The organism is Roseburia sp. OF03-24, from assembly GCF_003463035.1.
Lineage (GTDB): Bacteria > Bacillota > Clostridia > Lachnospirales > Lachnospiraceae > Roseburia > Roseburia rectibacter.
In genome coordinates, this window is sequence record NZ_QSCK01000003.1 from 137,993 (window position 1) to 153,229 (window position 15,237).

The following is a 15,237-nucleotide window of genomic DNA, read 5'->3' on the forward strand; positions in this document are numbered from 1 at the left end:
AGAAAGTGAAACAGAACTAGTCAAAAGAATCGGGGCAAATGGAAAGTACTTTCATAAAACAAGGAATTGCGGTAAGGGTTTTGCTTGAGAAATAGTTAAATTATGATATAATAGACGAGAAAAGGACTAATTTAGACAGAAATACTTTGGAAAGGAAAATACAATGAAGAAAATCTTAGATTTGATTACGGATGAAGTGACCAAAGCATTCACAGACTGTGGTTATGATGCAAAATATGGAAAGGTTACTTTATCTAACAGACCGGATCTTTGTGAATATCAGTGCAACGGCGCAATGGCAGCTGCAAAAGAGTACAAAAAAGCACCGTTTATGATCGCAGATGAGGTTGCAGCAAAACTTGCAGAGACATCCATGTTTTCCATGGCAGAATCCGTAAAACCGGGATTCTTAAATTTAAAACTGGATGAGACATTTTTAGCATCCTATGTGGCAGACATGCAGGCAGATGAGGGACGTTTTGGATGTGAAAAAGCAGAAAATCCAAAGACCATCATGATCGATTACGGCGGACCGAACGTGGCAAAACCATTGCATGTCGGTCATTTACGTTCCGCGATCATCGGAGAGAGCATCAAAAGAATTGGTAAATTTGTCGGACATAAGGTGATCGGAGACGTACATTTAGGAGACTGGGGACTGCAGATGGGACTGATCATCACCGAGTTAAAGCTGCGCCAGCCGGATCTTGTCTACTTCGATGAAAACTTTGAGGGGGAATATCCGAAAGAAGCACCGTTTACGATTTCTGAATTGGAGGAGATCTATCCGACCGCAAGTAAAAAGTCAAAAGAGGATGAGGCATACAAAGAGGCAGCCATGCAGGCAACTTATGAGCTGCAGAATGGAAGAAAGGGCTATCAGGCATTACTTTCCCATATCTTAAACGTGTCTGTGACAGACTTAAAGAAAAACTATGAGAACTTGAACGTATCTTTTGAACTCTGGAAAGGTGAGTCTGATGCGCAGCCTTATATTCCGGCAATGGTGCAGAAAATGAAAGATGACGGCTTTGCCTATGTCAGTGACGGAGCACTGGTCGTCGATGTAAAAGAAGACACCGATACGAAAGAGATCCCGCCTTGTATGATCTTAAAATCAGACGGTGCATCCCTCTACAATACGACCGATCTTGCAACGATCGTATGGCGTGAGGAAGATTATGACCCGGACGAGATCATTTATGTGGTAGATAAGAGACAGGAACTTCATTTCGTACAGGTATTCCGCTGCGCAAGAAAGACCGGACTGGTAAAACCTGAGACAGAGTTAAAATTCTTAGGATTCGGTACCATGAATGGCAAAGACGGAAAGCCGTTTAAGACCAGAGATGGCGGTGTTATGCGTCTGGAATATCTGGTATCTGAGATCGACAATGAAATGTTGAAGAAGATTACCGAGAACCAGAAATCCAAAGAAAATCTTGGAATCAGTGAGGAAGAGGCAAAGGAGACCGCAAAGACGGTTGCACTTGCAGCAATCAAATATGGAGATCTTTCCAATCAGGCAGGCAAAGATTATATTTTTGATATTGACCGGTTCACCTCCTTTGAGGGAAATACCGGACCATATATCCTGTATACGATCGTTCGTATCAAATCCATTCTGCACAAATATCATGATTTAGGAAAGAGCGCCAAAGACGCTGTGATCACGGCGGCACATTCTGAGAGTGAGAAAAATCTGATGTTAGAACTTGCTAAATTTAATGCAGTGATCGAAAGTGCATTTGTGGATACGGCACCACATAAGATCTGCTCCTATATTTATGATCTTGCTAATGCATTTAACAGTTTTTATCATGAGACAAAGATCATGTCAGAGGAAGATGAAATGGTTCAGAAATCCTATATCCGTGTGTTAGAACTGACAAAGTCTGTGCTTGAGACAAGTATTGATCTGCTTGGATTCTCTGCACCGGAGCGTATGTAGGAAAAAGGTCCTATTCCCTGCCAAAAGAAAATATGGTATACTATTTTAAAAAGTAAAAGAAATAAAACAAGGAGGAAAAACCCCTGCTCGTCAATGAGCTCGCATTTTCCTTCGGAAAACAAGGAGGATTTATGAGAAAGTTAAGTAAGAAAGTAATTGCATTTGCACTTGCAGTTGTGATGTTTGTTACAGCCGGTGCAGCAGCACCGCAGGGAACTGTCGAGGTACAGGCAGCGAGCAGTAAGGTTTATATTATTGATAGTAACAAAAATATGGTATTTACTTATAAACCAGGGGATGGTTATACAGGATACTATACACTAATTACTATCATGGGCTGCAACAAGGCATCACAGATTAAAAAGTTAAAGAGCAGTAGTAAAGATGTTAAGGTTTATGCAAAAAACGGTTATATTCGTGCAGAATTTGGTAAGAAGGCAATTAAAAAAGCAACCATTACCTGTAAGGTTAAGGGCGTAAACCTGAAAGCTACATTGTCGGTTAAGAAGTACACCAATCCATGTTCATCTTTTAAACTTGGAAAAACCAATCTTACATCAAAATTCAGCAAAACAGATGTGTTTAAGACGAACAAGAATTATAAAAACCAGAAGCTGACCATTAAAATGAACAAAGGCTGGAAGATCACGAAAGTATATGTACAGAAAAAGAGTGGATCTTATACAACAGAAAGAATGAATAAAACCAGTTATTCTAAAAAGATCAGTTTAACAAATAACAGCGGTTATGTTTATGTGTACTGTTACAATGAAAAAACAAAAGTGTCAGAGTGTCTTGAAATCCGGGATGCAAGCTGGTATTAAAAATTATTTATAAATAACCATACAGGAAGAAGAACTATAGGCGAATGTTCTATAGTTCTTTTTTTATGCATAAAAATAAGCCTGTCTCATAGAATGAATTAAAAGAAACGGGGGGAGGCATATGGAAAATCTGAAAGTTTTGTTTCCGGTACATATCAGAGAAAAAATAAAGGATGATGGGTGGATGGACGGACTTGAAGAAATTCGTATCCGGGTAAATCAGCCAATCGAGCTTGAATATGCAGATGAAACACGCTGTCTGACAAATGCAGATGATAAGATAACAGGTGCTGATATTGCAGAGATGTTAAGCTATATCAGTGAGTATTCTCTGTATGCATATCAGGAGGAATTGCGGCAGGGCTATATTACGATCGAGGGGGGACACAGGATCGGAATTGCAGGGGAAATCGCAAAAGACAGGGAAGGGATTGCAGGGATAAAATATGTCAGCTTTATGAATATTCGTGTGGCACATGAAAAAAAAGGATGCGCAAAAGAAATTCTGCCCTATCTGAAAAACGGAAACAGTATCTATAATACATTGCTGGTATCAAAACCGGGAGCTGGAAAAACAACCTGTCTGCGTGACTGTATCCGCAGTCTTTCAAACGGGAAAGAGGGATGGGATGGCATGAAAATCTGTGTGCTGGATGAGAGGTCAGAGATCGCAGCCTGTCATTTGGGCATTCCGCAGAATGATATGGGAATGCGGACAGATGTTTTGTCCGGATGTGAAAAATCGGATGGAATGATACTCATGCTGCGTTCCATGTCCCCACAGATCATAGCAGTGGACGAACTTGGTGGGAAAAAGGATTTTGAAGCGGTCGAACAGGCAGCATATTCGGGAGTGCATATTCTTGGCACAGTGCATGCGGACACGGTGGAAGAATTATGGGAAAAGCCTTATCTGAGACAAGGAATAAAGAAAGGAATTTTTGAGCGGTTTATTCTGATCCGGCGCAGCCGGTCCGGAGAACGGGAGTTTCAGGTCTTTAACGGGAAAAGAGAAAGATTATGCTGAAACTGATAGGTGGTATTTTAGTTGCGGGTTCCGGAGTCGGACTTGCCGTAAGCATGATAGGTGAGATCAGACAGCATCTGCAAAGGCTGTACGAGATCCGGCAGCTTCTGTTAAATATTTCCGGGGAGGAGGCACTTGCATTGCTCCCGATGGAGCATATCCTGGATAAACCGGGGCTGACAAAAGATGCCGCGCTGCAAAAGGTATGCAGGGAGATCGCAGAAAGTCTTGCCGCGAAAAAAGAGGGAAGCGGAAGTGAGATCTGGCGGGAGGCATTTTGGAAAAACCAGAAAGAACTGGGGCTTCACGCGGCGGAACTTGAAATTACCGCAAATGCAGGTACCGCTTTTTTTGGCAGAAATATCAAAGAGAACGAGAAAATGCTTTCTATTTATTTAGAGAGACTTGATTTTGTGATCGGACAGGAGCGGAAAGAGCAGAGAGAAAAGCAGAAAGTGGCGGGGACCGTCAGTGTAATTGGGGGGATGATGTTGGTGATACTTTTGATATAGCATGGGAAAAACAGGTATATCAGGCAGTCAGGAGAGGGGAATTGGATTACGGATGAGTGTTAATTTGATATTTAAAATTGCAGCGGTCGGGATTTTAGTCACGGTCATCAGTCAGGTGTTAAAACACAGCGGAAGAGAGGAACATGCGTTTCTGACAAGTCTTGCAGGACTTTTGATCGTCCTCTTCTGGATCGTTCCATATATTTATGAATTGTTTGAGACCATGCAGTCGCTGTTTGCACTATAAAAATTACCGGGATGAAAACATCACGGGGCGGAGGGATGGTATGCAAACAGGTAAAAACAGGGCAAAAATGAGGCGTGAAATGGACATTTTAAGAATATCGGTTCTTGGTATCGCAGGCGTTCTTCTGGCTGTGTTACTGCAGAAAGAAAAAAGTGAATACAGTATGTTTATCAGTATGGCGGTCTGCATCTGCATTTTTATCTATATTATTGGAAAGGTGGAAACGGTCATTGACTTTGCAAAAAAAATGCAGTCGTTTGCTGCGGTGGATCAGACGTATATCACACTGATCTTAAAAATGGTCGGGATCACCTATGTGGCGGAGTTTGCAATGAATATCTGCAAAGATGCCGGATATGCGGCGGTTGGAAATCAGATCGAACTGTTTGCAAAACTGTCGATTTTAGTCTTAAGTATCCCGGTTTTAACCGTATTTTTAGAGACTGTCGGGAGTTTTTTATGAAGAAAAAGTGGGTTGTGTGCGTGGCATGTATTCTGATATTGTGCATGACAGCAGCAGTACCGGTTTTTGCTGCGGGAAAAAATGCGCAGAATGATAAAACGGATTATCTGGACGAGATGACAGGGGAACTGGACTTCTCGAAACTGGATCATTTTATGGGGCAGGATGCAGGGGATGGTGGGATCACATTCTCAGAGCTTGTGGAAGAATTGCTGCATCAGGAAAATCCGGGAACGGTATATCAGCAGCTTGGCCCCTGGCTGGTCAGCCAATTATGTGAGTCGGTCCGCGAAAACCGTAAAATACTGGTGGAGGTGGTGCTGCTTGCCGTTTGTTTTTCCGTGCTTAAAAATTTTGCCGGTGCGTTTGCGTCATCTTATGTGTCGGATCTTTGCTTTATCCTTGTTTTCTGTGTCCTGGCAGTGCTGATGATGCAGTCATTTCTGACGTTCCGTGGCATTGTGTGCGGTGTGTTGGAAAAAAGCGTGGAATTTTTCCGGATTTTTATACCGACATTTAGTATTGCGATGGTGTTTTCCGCGGGTGCCGGCAGCGCGTCAGGATTTTACCAGACGGCATTTCTGATCATATATCTGATCGAGTGGCTGTTTCTTACCATTCTGGTGCCGATGATCCACATATACATATTGACGGTATTTATCAATTATTTTTTCGAGGAGGAAAAATTTGCAAATATGATGGAACTGATCGGCGGACTGATCCAGTGGATCATCCGGCTTGCCGGGATCATTGTGCTGGGGTTAAACGTCGTGCAGGGGATCGTGGCACCGGCGAAGGACAGGCTGCTTTACGGGACAGCAGGGCGGGCAATGGCAATGATCCCAGGGATCGGCAATGCGGTGAATGGAGTCAGTGAACTTTTGCTTGGCTCCGGGATCATGATCAAAAACTGTGTCGGTGCGGCAGCGCTGATCGTGCTGGTCATTTTAGTGTCGGTGCCGATGGCGCAGGCGGGATGTATCGTATTTTTTTATAAGGTAGCTGCCGCTGTGGTGGAGCCGGTTGCGGATAAGAGGATCGCCGGATGTTTAAAGGGGATGGCGCAGGGCGGGATGCTCTATTTAAAGCTGATGGGATATTGTGTGATGCTGATCTTTTTAACGATTGCACTGACGGTCGCATCTTCCGGTTTTATATATTGACTTTGATACCTTAGCTCATTTACAGAGAGGAAAATGGATGAACACGTTTGTGAAATATATTCAGAATTTTTTTGCACTTTTTCTGCTACTTATGGTGGTAAGGCAGCTGATCCCAAATGGCAGATTAAAAAAATACATTTATTTTTTTACGGAACTGGTGTTTGTGATCGGTATCCTGCAGCCGCTTTTTTCTCTTTTTGGTGATGATGCTGATTTGCTGGATAAAATCCGGTATGAAACTTTTACGGAAAATTTAAGTGAGGCATCCAGGGACGTAAGCCGCATGGAATTTTTGCAGAATGATTATTACCGGAAAGAATATGAGGATGCGGCGGCACTGGATGTTCTGAGTACTGCGGATGGATATTTAGATCCGTTTGGACTTGCGGGAAAGCGCGCTTCGGTGGAGCTGACGGAAAATTATGAAGTGAAAAAAATCGTGCTTACGGTGGGGGAAAAAGAGGAGGATGACACGGAGGGGATGTTTGTGGAACAGGGAAAAGCACAGGGCAGCAAAGTCGTGCTTGACGGGCTGAAACAGAAACTTATGCAGTATTATGGGGCAGAGGAAGAACAGATACAGATTTCCTATGGTGGTGAAAGATGACGGAGAGACTGAAAGAGTTTTTACAGCAGAAAAAGTGGCGTCAGTTAAAAAAGACAGACTGGATCGCAGCTGCCCTTGTGGGGGTGCTCCTTCTTGTGGTGGCGATGCCTTCCGGTGGAACGGGCGTACATATATCGGAAAATAAAAAAGAGGACACCGCGCAGGAGAAAACGGAACAGAAATACGAAAAAAAGGACTATGCGGAGTATTTAGAGCATAAATTAGAACAGGTGTTAGGACAGATGGAAGGAGTGGGGAAAGTTTCTGTCATGGTCACGGTGGCAGATCAGGGGGAAGATATCATAGAAAAGGATAAGACAGAACATACATCCACAGTCACAAATACGGACAGCGGGAGTATGGAGATGACGACGGAAAAGGAAAGTGGGGAAGAGACGGTATATGAGGAGAGCGGCGGCGAAAAAGCTCCGTATGTCAGCAAAGAAATACTTCCGGAGATCGAGGGGGTGCTTGTGGTGGCAGAAGGGGGAGACAGCCCGCGGATCGTTTCTGATATTTCAGATGCCGTAAAGGCATTATTTCAGGTGGAAGCACATAGAATTAAGGTAGTAAAGATGAGTTCGAAGGAGGATGGAACGTGAAAAAGATATTTCAGAAAAACCAGCTGATTATTACAGCACTCGCGTTGATGATTGCGGTGGCGGGATATTTCAGTTACATGAACAATCACATTGATGACGGTACGGCAGCGGAAACAACAGCAAATGCAGGTACAGATGCACTGAAGGAGGAGTATGAGATTTCCGATGAAGATCCACTGGCTGCGGAAGAGATTTTTACAGATGAGGGAACCGGGGAGGAACTTGCACTTGTAGATGGGACGGAGACTGCGGATGCAGGAACCGGCGAAGATACATACGATGCGGCAGATGCAGCTGTGACGGACGGTCAGGATGTTGCAGAAAATGCGGCAGACGGTCAGAATGATGCAGCAGATGTGAGTGCAGATGCAGCGGATGTGGCAGACATGACGTCCCAGGATGCAGAGGAGATTGAAAATCCCGGGGAGGCGGTTCTCACAAGTACCGGCACTGCAAATCTCGACTATGCAGCAAGAATGAAATTAAACCGCGAACAGATCCGTTCAAAAAACAAAGAGGCGTTATTAGAGATCGTAAATAATGCATCGGTTGCAGACAATTTAAAACAGGATGCTGTGAATAAAATGGTGGCAATGACAGATATCGCGGAGCGAGAAGCCGCAGCAGAAATGCTCTTAGAGGCAAAAGGATTTTCAGATGTCGTGGTCAGCATTACCGATGATAACTGTGATGTAGTACTTAATATGGGAGAAGTGACCGATACAAAAAGAGCACAGGTTGAGGATATTGTAAAACGGAAAACCAATATTTCCGCAGATAAGATCGTGATCACTCCGATCGTGGTAACAGACGCCGAGTAGGGCGTCTGTTTTTCCTTCCCCTTTTTGCCAGTTTAATTTTGACAAGGAAAAAGTTCTTTAAGGTGATTTCAATTCTTTTATCAGGTCGAAAAAAAGTTTTTTCTGAGAGGCTGTCAGTGTTACCCAATTATCAAAAAATTCTTTTTGTTCTGAAGTTAATTCCACAAGGTTATTTTCTTCTTGAAAAAATTGCGACAGCGTAATACCAAATGCCTGGCAGATTGTCTCAAGTGTGCTGATGGATGGAACTGTGTTTCGTCTGCGCATATTTGCAATCGTTGAAGTAGAAAGTCCGGATTCCGCGGAAAGGCGATAGTCACTCCAGCCACGTTCTTCGAGTAGATGGTCTATTTTCTTGATTACGTCGATAAAATCACCCCCATATGTGTTTATTTTAATGTTCGACAGAATATGAAAATAGCATTCAGACGTAATATTTATATTGCTCATATGAATACCAAGGAGTATAATGGACATAAGAAAGGAGGAGTCAGGGAAACAAATGGGAAAAATTGAGACATTAAGTGATTATATCGGAAGATGTGATGACAACATGATCGATGATGAAGAAAAGTACAATTTTATTGAGGAGGTGAGAAGTGTTTACGGAGAGGAGATCAAAGGTTTTGAAACAGGATTGTCTGCTTATTGTGTGAGTGCGGTGAATACTTCGGATTACATTGATTTCGATGAGGATATTTGTAAGGTAAAGGCTAAATTGATCAATTACAAAGATAATTTACAGATGGCGCAAAAAGAGCGTGCGGAAGCATTGAAACCGCAGCAGACATCTATTCAGATTATGAACCATATGGAAAACAACCAGATCGTTGATATCGGTATACTTACAGGTAATATGCTTACAGCAGCAGAACAGTTACTGAATGTAGGACTGACGGAAGAAGAATGCCATAAAATAAAGGAAATCCTGTCCGAACTGAAAAAAGAAACAGACAAAAAAGAAACAAAGCAGGCGAAAAAGATTCTTTATGAACTGGTAAAATTTTTGACAGATAAAGGGGCAGATGTGTTGATTGCATTGATACCTTATCTGGGAAGTATGGCAAAGAAAATAATTTCCTGAAACAGTATTTATGTTATGGGAAAATTGAAATGAACGAGGAGAAAAAGGAATGATTAAAAAAAGATTATTGGCAGGATTATTGGCGGTTACCCTGATATGGGGATGTACAGGTAGCGCAGCAACAGTCAATGCTGCAACGGATGATACCGCAGCATATCTGTTACAGGAAAGCACAGATGGTAAAGTGATAGTAAATGCGGATGGAATGGCTGTCTTAGAAGAGAACGCTGGAGATGTAACGGATATTGATGTGGCAGATGATGTGAAGATGGCAAAAGCAGATAAAAATGGTTTTGTGATAGAAAAAGGTGTGTTGAAAAAATATACTGGTTCGGGAGGAGATATTACGATACCGGATGGGGTGAAAAGCATAGAAAAATATGCATTCTGGAACAATTTTAATGTGACAAGTGTCGTAATACCAAAAAGTCTGGTGAGTATGGAGGGAAACGTATTTTCATACTGTATGAAACTGAAAGAGATAAAAGTATCGAAAAATAATCAATATTTTTCCTCAGAAAATGGAATATTGTATGATAAAAAGAAAAAAGTACTGTTGCAGTGCCCGCGAGAAATGGAAGGAGATATTATAATCCCTGAAACAGTGGTGAAGATAGGTGATAAAGCTTTTGATAATTGCTATTATTTGACAAGCATATCGATTCCGGAAAGTGTAACCAGCATAGGAAAGTACGCATTTTATTTTTGCCTTAGATTATTAAATGCGACAATTCCTAAAAATGTAAAAAGTATAGGTGTAGGGGCATTTGCGGGGGAACAAAGAATGTCAGATATACAGGTATCTGAAGATAATAAATATTTTACATCGGAGAATGGAATATTATATGATAAAAAAAAGAAAGTTTTGATACAGTGTCCTAGAGCAAAAAGTGGAGAAATTAAAATACCTGAAAGTGTAACAAACATAGGTGAAGAAGCGTTTGAATATTGTCAGAATATAACGAGTATAATAATACCTGAAAGTGTAACAAACATAGGAAGAGTAGCATTTAAATCTTGTGAAAACCTAACAAGTGTAATAATTCCGCAAGGAGTCACACAAATAGAGGAATCTACTTTTTCAGGGTGCAGTAGTCTGTCTAATGTGACAATTCCAAAAGGAGTGACGAGTATAAGTAACTCTGCATTTTATAGTTGTACAAGTTTAAAAAACATTACAATTCCTGAAACTGTCACAAGCATAGATCAAGGTGCATTTGACACCAGTGTTGATCTGACTATTTTTTGTTACAAAGATTCCGCCGCAGAAAAATATGCAAAAACATATAAATTTAAGTATCAGTATCTTACAGACGAGTCAGATTCTTCGACCGATACAGAAAACGATCAGAAACTTCCGGAAGTGGGAAAAACAGTAACCTCTGGGAAGAACAGTTATAAGGTGACAAAACAGGGAACTGCCGTAGCATTTGTAAAAACGAAAAGCAAATCGAAAACGATAACGATTCCAGCGACAGTTAAGGTTGGAAATACCACTTACAAGGTAACTTCTATAGCTGCAAATGCATTGAAAGGCAATAAGAAACTGACCAAAGTAACCATTGGGAAAAATGTGACAAGCATTGGAAAAGGTGCATTTCAAAATTGTACAGCACTGACAAAGATTACAGTACCGGATAAGGTAACTTCCATTGGAGATTTAGCTTTTTCAGGATGTAAAAAGATGACGACAGTAACGCTTGGAAAGGGCTTAAAGAAAATTGGAAAAGAAACTTTCAAAGGCAATTCTAAATTATCCAGTATTACAATCAAATCAACAGCGTTAAAGAGCGTTGGAAAGGATGCATTGAAAGGTATCCAGTCAAATGCAAAGATCAAAGTTCCTGCAAAGAAACTTTCGGCTTATAAAAAACTTTTGAAAAATAAGGGACAGGGCAAAAAAGTAAAGATAACAAAATAACAGTTTCAATGGGGCAGCTTTTTAAAGCTGTCTCATTTTTAAAATAGGATATGAAATACTATTGCATTTTTCTATATTTTTGAATATACTAAAAACAACAGAGTTGCCCGAGGTTTTTGGACATTGGGGACCAGGCTGAGACATGTGCTCAGCTTTTTTCTTTAGAGAACTGGATTGGAAAGCAGGATTTTCACATACAGGAATGGAGACTTTTACATGAAGAGAGTATTTTTGATCGTACTTGACAGCGTTGGGATCGGGGAAATGCCGGATGCGGCAGCTTACGGCGATGCGGGAAGTAATACCATAAGAGCTGCGGCATCCAGTCCGTATTTTTCGATGCCGAACATGAGGAAACTTGGATTTTTTAATATAGACGGAATGGAGATCGGAGAAAAAGAAAAGAATCCGGTCGGATCTTTTGCGAGAATGACGGAGGTATCGAAAGGAAAAGATACGACGATCGGGCACTGGGAGATTGCGGGCATCATCTCAAACAGTCCGCTGCCGACTTACCCGGATGGATTTCCACAGGAAATTTTAGACGAGTTTACGAAGAGAACCGGAAGAGGAGTGCTCTGCAATAAACCGTATTCCGGGACAGATGTCATCCGCGATTACGGCGAAGAACACATGAAAACGGGAAAACTGATCGTATATACATCTGCAGATTCAGTATTTCAGGTAGCAGCGCACGAGGATGTCATTCCGGTTGAGACACTTTACGAATACTGTAAGATTGCAAGGGAGATACTGACCGGGGAAAATGGTGTGGGACGCGTGATCGCAAGACCGTTTGTCGGCACGCCAGGCAATTTTACAAGAACGGTACGCCGTCATGATTTTTCTCTGCAGCCACCGAAAGTGACGATGTTAGACCAGCTGTGCGGACATGGATATGATGTGCGTTCTGTGGGCAAGATCATTGATATTTTTGCAGAAAAAGGAATCAAAGAATATGTGCGCACGACCGGAAATGAGGATGGGATCAACAAGACGATTGCGTATATGAAACAGGATTTTGAGGGACTTTGTTTTACAAATCTTGTAGATTATGATATGCTCTACGGGCACCGTAATGACGTGGAGGGCTACGCAAAGGCGCTGACTTATTTTGATGAGCGTCTGCCGGAGCTTCTCGCTGCAATGAGAGACGAGGATATCTTAATGATCACGGCAGATCACGGATGTGATCCGAGTACGCCATCAACCGATCATTCCAGAGAATATACACCACTTGTAATGTATGGAAAACCGATCAGAGCGGGTGTTAATTACGGAACCAGAAGCTGCTTTTCGGATATTGCAGCAACCATTCTTGCTTATTTTGACATAAAGCCGGAATGTGCGGGAGAGGCAATCCCGATTTTATAAGGATTTTTGGAGGATAAAATAGTTTTGGCTGATTTAAGAAAAGAGATAGAAAAAAGACGTACATTTGCAATCATTTCCCACCCGGATGCAGGTAAAACGACTCTGACAGAGAAGTTCCTGCTCTACGGAGGAGCAATTAATCTTGCCGGTTCCGTCAAGGGAAAGGCAACTGCACGCCATGCGGTATCTGACTGGATGGAGATCGAGAAGGAGAGAGGTATTTCCGTTACTTCTTCTGTGTTACAGTTTAATTATGACGGCTACTGCATCAATATTCTGGATACACCGGGACATCAGGACTTCTCGGAGGATACCTATCGTACCCTGATGGCTGCAGATTCTGCAGTCATGGTTATCGATGGATCTAAGGGTGTCGAGGCACAGACGAGAAAATTATTTAAGGTCTGCGTGATGCGTCACATCCCGATCTTTACCTTTATCAATAAAATGGACCGCGATGCGAATGATACGTTTGATCTGTTAGACGAGATTGAAAAAGAACTTGGGATCGCAACCTGTCCGGTCAACTGGCCGATCGGTTCCGGAAAGAATTTTAAGGGTGTATATGACCGTAATACAAAAGAGGTCATGACGTTCTCCGACACGTTAAAGGGAACAAAAGAGGGAACCGAAAAGCATATTGCAGCGGATGATCCTGCACTGATCGAGGAGATCGGACAGGACGCATACGATAAGCTGATGGAGGAGATCGAACTTCTCGACGGGGCAAGTGCAGAGTTTGATATGGATCTCGTCACAAAAGGACAACTCTCCCCGGTATTTTTCGGATCTGCCCTGACCAACTTTGGTGTGGAGACATTTTTACAGCATTTCTTAAAAATGACTTATTCCCCACTGCCGCGTAAAGCCGACATCGGAGAAATAGACCCGTTTGATGAGCATTTTTCCGCATTTGTATTTAAAATACAGGCAAATATGAATAAGGCACACCGTGACCGTATTGCGTTTATGCGTATCTGTTCCGGAAAATTTACCGCCGGTATGGAGGTTACGCATGTACAGGGAGGCAATAAAAAGATCAAACTGTCACAGCCACAGCAGATGATGGCACAGGAGCGTCATATCGTAGATGAGGCGTATGCAGGGGATATCATTGGTGTGTTCGATCCGGGCATTTTCTCAATCGGAGATACGCTTACCACAGCAAAACCGTTCCAGTTTGAAGGAATTCCTACCTTTGCACCGGAACATTTTGCAAGAGTGCGTCAGGTAGATACCATGAAACGTAAACAGTTCATGAAAGGTATGCAGCAGATCGCACAGGAAGGTGCGATCCAGATTTTTCAGGAATACAATATGGGTATGGAGGAGGTCATTGTCGGCGTTGTTGGTGTCCTTCAGTTTGATGTTTTAAAATACCGTCTGGAAAATGAATACAATGTAGAGATCCGTATGGACAACCTGCCATATGAGCATATCCGCTGGATCGAGAATGAGGATATTGATATGGACAGGCTTGTCGGAACTTCGGACATGAAGAAGATTCAGGACTTAAAAGGCAGACCGCTACTCCTGTTTGTCAACTCCTGGAGTGTCGGTATGGTGCTTGACCGTAATGAGGGACTGGTTCTTTCTGAGTTTGGGCGTGAGTAAAAGGAAAGGTCTGGCTGACCAAATCTGTAATACGGGTATTGTCAGTATTATGTGAATTTAAACATCAGGAAAAGGAAAACAGAAAATGGCAGTTATCACAATTACAAAAGATAATTTTGAAAATGAAGTACTTGGTGCGAAACTCCCGGTTGTACTTGATTTCTGGGCAGAGTGGTGTGCACCGTGCAAGATGCAGTCTCCGGTGATCGAAGCGCTTGCAGAAGAATTAGATGGCAAAGTCATCTTCGGCAAGGTCAATGTTGATGAGGAAGCTGCGCTGGCATTGAAATATCAGATCATGAGCATTCCGACACTGGTTGTCATGAAATACGGACTGTTCCAGAACCGTGCAGTCGGGCTGCAGACAAGAGAAGAAATCATGGATATGATCGCACAGATCAAAGAAGATTAGCGATTATTTGCATCAGGCATAGCCATGCGAAACCCATTAGTTTATGAATGCTGCCATTATCAGGGCATTCATAAACTGAAAAATGAGTTTTGCTTCCGGACTTATGCCTTATTTTTTTGGTAAGCAGCTTTCTCTGCCTGCATTTCCAGATACAACCGCATTACATTCCATTTCCGGTTTGTCGGGGTTAGAACAGCTTTATAATCAATGGTAACCTGATCTCTGCGGAGCGCAAGCAGAAGTTTATCCATCTTCTTCTCTGGAAAATCACAGAATACGATCAGGCTTTCTGATGGAACTTCCCCGGGAAAAGGGTTTAACAGAGGGGACGAGGTCTTACTTACGATCATTTCTAATGTTTTTAAATAATCAGTGGCAGGAACTAACTCTATCCGGATTTTCAAAGCCCCTGCTATTTGCTTTAATTTCTTTAAATTATCATCATCTAAATGAAATACCAGTAATTTTTCCATACATAACTCCGTTTCAAATTTATAGGACAGGCATATTATAAAATTTTTTGTGCGGGGTGTAAACAACTTTTGATAGTGTGATTTCAATCTATCTTACAAATGCTGGTTTGTTTATGAAATAAATCATCTCCCTAAATGGTGT

Annotated in this window: 17 protein-coding genes; 15 read left to right on the forward strand and 2 right to left on the reverse strand. The window is 42.1% G+C overall.

Annotated features, from left to right (window positions below):
* Window positions 1-163: 163 nt before the first annotated feature.
* The 10 genes from argS to DXA60_RS02675 all read left to right on the forward strand — a co-directional run bounded on the left by argS (window position 164) and on the right by DXA60_RS02675 (window position 8,217).
* On the forward strand, window positions 164-1,951 hold the full coding sequence (argS, locus tag DXA60_RS02630) for an arginine--tRNA ligase (RefSeq protein ID WP_117919260.1): 1,788 nt from the start codon (window positions 164-166) through the stop codon (window positions 1,949-1,951).
* Between the two features lie 131 nt (window positions 1,952-2,082).
* A complete protein-coding gene (locus DXA60_RS02635) occupies window positions 2,083-2,775 on the forward strand; it encodes a hypothetical protein (protein ID WP_117919263.1) in 693 nt (230 codons plus the stop codon).
* A gap of 121 nt (window positions 2,776-2,896) precedes the next feature.
* Window positions 2,897-3,802 (forward strand): stage III sporulation protein AA, encoded by a 906-nt coding sequence (gene spoIIIAA, locus DXA60_RS02640; RefSeq protein ID WP_117919265.1) that lies wholly within the window; start codon window positions 2,897-2,899, stop codon window positions 3,800-3,802.
* Complete coding sequence (locus DXA60_RS02645; protein WP_117919267.1) at window positions 3,796-4,314, forward strand: stage III sporulation protein AB; 519 nt, start codon at window positions 3,796-3,798, stop codon at window positions 4,312-4,314. The genes spoIIIAA and DXA60_RS02645 overlap by 7 nt, the downstream gene beginning before the upstream one ends.
* Before the next feature lie 52 nt (window positions 4,315-4,366).
* Window positions 4,367-4,561, forward strand: a complete 195-nt coding sequence (gene spoIIIAC, locus DXA60_RS02650; RefSeq protein WP_006857619.1) for a stage III sporulation protein AC — start codon at window positions 4,367-4,369, stop codon at window positions 4,559-4,561.
* Window positions 4,562-4,640: 79 nt separating this feature from the next.
* Window positions 4,641-5,024, forward strand: a complete 384-nt coding sequence (spoIIIAD, locus tag DXA60_RS02655) for a stage III sporulation protein AD (RefSeq protein ID WP_186899561.1) — start codon at window positions 4,641-4,643, stop codon at window positions 5,022-5,024.
* On the forward strand, window positions 5,021-6,187 hold the full coding sequence (locus DXA60_RS02660) for a stage III sporulation protein AE (protein ID WP_117919269.1): 1,167 nt from the start codon (window positions 5,021-5,023) through the stop codon (window positions 6,185-6,187). Before spoIIIAD ends, DXA60_RS02660 begins: the two co-directional genes overlap by 4 nt.
* A gap of 37 nt (window positions 6,188-6,224) precedes the next feature.
* Complete coding sequence (locus tag DXA60_RS02665) at window positions 6,225-6,794, forward strand: stage III sporulation protein AF (RefSeq protein ID WP_117919270.1); 570 nt, start codon at window positions 6,225-6,227, stop codon at window positions 6,792-6,794.
* Window positions 6,791-7,396, forward strand: a complete 606-nt coding sequence (locus DXA60_RS02670) for a stage III sporulation protein AG (protein WP_117919272.1) — start codon at window positions 6,791-6,793, stop codon at window positions 7,394-7,396. Before DXA60_RS02665 ends, DXA60_RS02670 begins: the two co-directional genes overlap by 4 nt.
* Window positions 7,393-8,217 (forward strand): SpoIIIAH-like family protein, encoded by an 825-nt coding sequence (locus DXA60_RS02675; RefSeq protein WP_117919274.1) that lies wholly within the window; start codon window positions 7,393-7,395, stop codon window positions 8,215-8,217. The genes DXA60_RS02670 and DXA60_RS02675 overlap by 4 nt, the downstream gene beginning before the upstream one ends.
* 57 nt (window positions 8,218-8,274) lie before the next feature.
* Here the strand turns inward: DXA60_RS02675 and DXA60_RS02680 are convergent, their stop codons facing one another.
* Window positions 8,275-8,667 carry a helix-turn-helix domain-containing protein gene (locus DXA60_RS02680; RefSeq protein WP_015560663.1) on the reverse strand — a complete coding sequence of 131 codons (393 nt, stop codon included), beginning with the start codon at window positions 8,665-8,667 and terminating at the stop codon, window positions 8,275-8,277.
* Between the two features lie 52 nt (window positions 8,668-8,719).
* On the opposite strand from DXA60_RS02680, the gene DXA60_RS02685 reads away from it, so the two are divergent.
* The 5 genes from DXA60_RS02685 to trxA all read left to right on the forward strand — a co-directional run bounded on the left by DXA60_RS02685 (window position 8,720) and on the right by trxA (window position 14,622).
* The gene (locus DXA60_RS02685) at window positions 8,720-9,301 is read left to right on the forward strand and encodes a hypothetical protein (RefSeq protein WP_243006728.1); all 582 of its coding nucleotides are present in this window, start codon (window positions 8,720-8,722) and stop codon (window positions 9,299-9,301) included.
* 49 nt (window positions 9,302-9,350) lie between these two features.
* Window positions 9,351-11,222 (forward strand): leucine-rich repeat domain-containing protein, encoded by a 1,872-nt coding sequence (locus tag DXA60_RS02690; RefSeq protein ID WP_117919278.1) that lies wholly within the window; start codon window positions 9,351-9,353, stop codon window positions 11,220-11,222.
* A 216-nt stretch (window positions 11,223-11,438) separates the two neighbouring features.
* Window positions 11,439-12,596, forward strand: coding sequence for a phosphopentomutase (locus tag DXA60_RS02695; protein ID WP_117919280.1), 1,158 nt, complete (start codon window positions 11,439-11,441; stop codon window positions 12,594-12,596).
* A 24-nt stretch (window positions 12,597-12,620) separates the two neighbouring features.
* Entirely contained in the window at window positions 12,621-14,210 is a 1,590-nt protein-coding gene (locus DXA60_RS02700; protein WP_117919282.1) for a peptide chain release factor 3, read from the forward strand.
* 85 nt (window positions 14,211-14,295) lie between these two features.
* Window positions 14,296-14,622 (forward strand): thioredoxin, encoded by a 327-nt coding sequence (trxA, locus tag DXA60_RS02705; RefSeq protein ID WP_117919284.1) that lies wholly within the window; start codon window positions 14,296-14,298, stop codon window positions 14,620-14,622.
* Between the two features lie 101 nt (window positions 14,623-14,723).
* Here the strand turns inward: trxA and DXA60_RS02710 are convergent, their stop codons facing one another.
* On the reverse strand, window positions 14,724-15,095 hold the full coding sequence (locus DXA60_RS02710) for a DUF3783 domain-containing protein (protein ID WP_117919286.1): 372 nt from the start codon (window positions 15,093-15,095) through the stop codon (window positions 14,724-14,726).
* Between the last annotated feature and the right edge of the window lie 142 nt (window positions 15,096-15,237).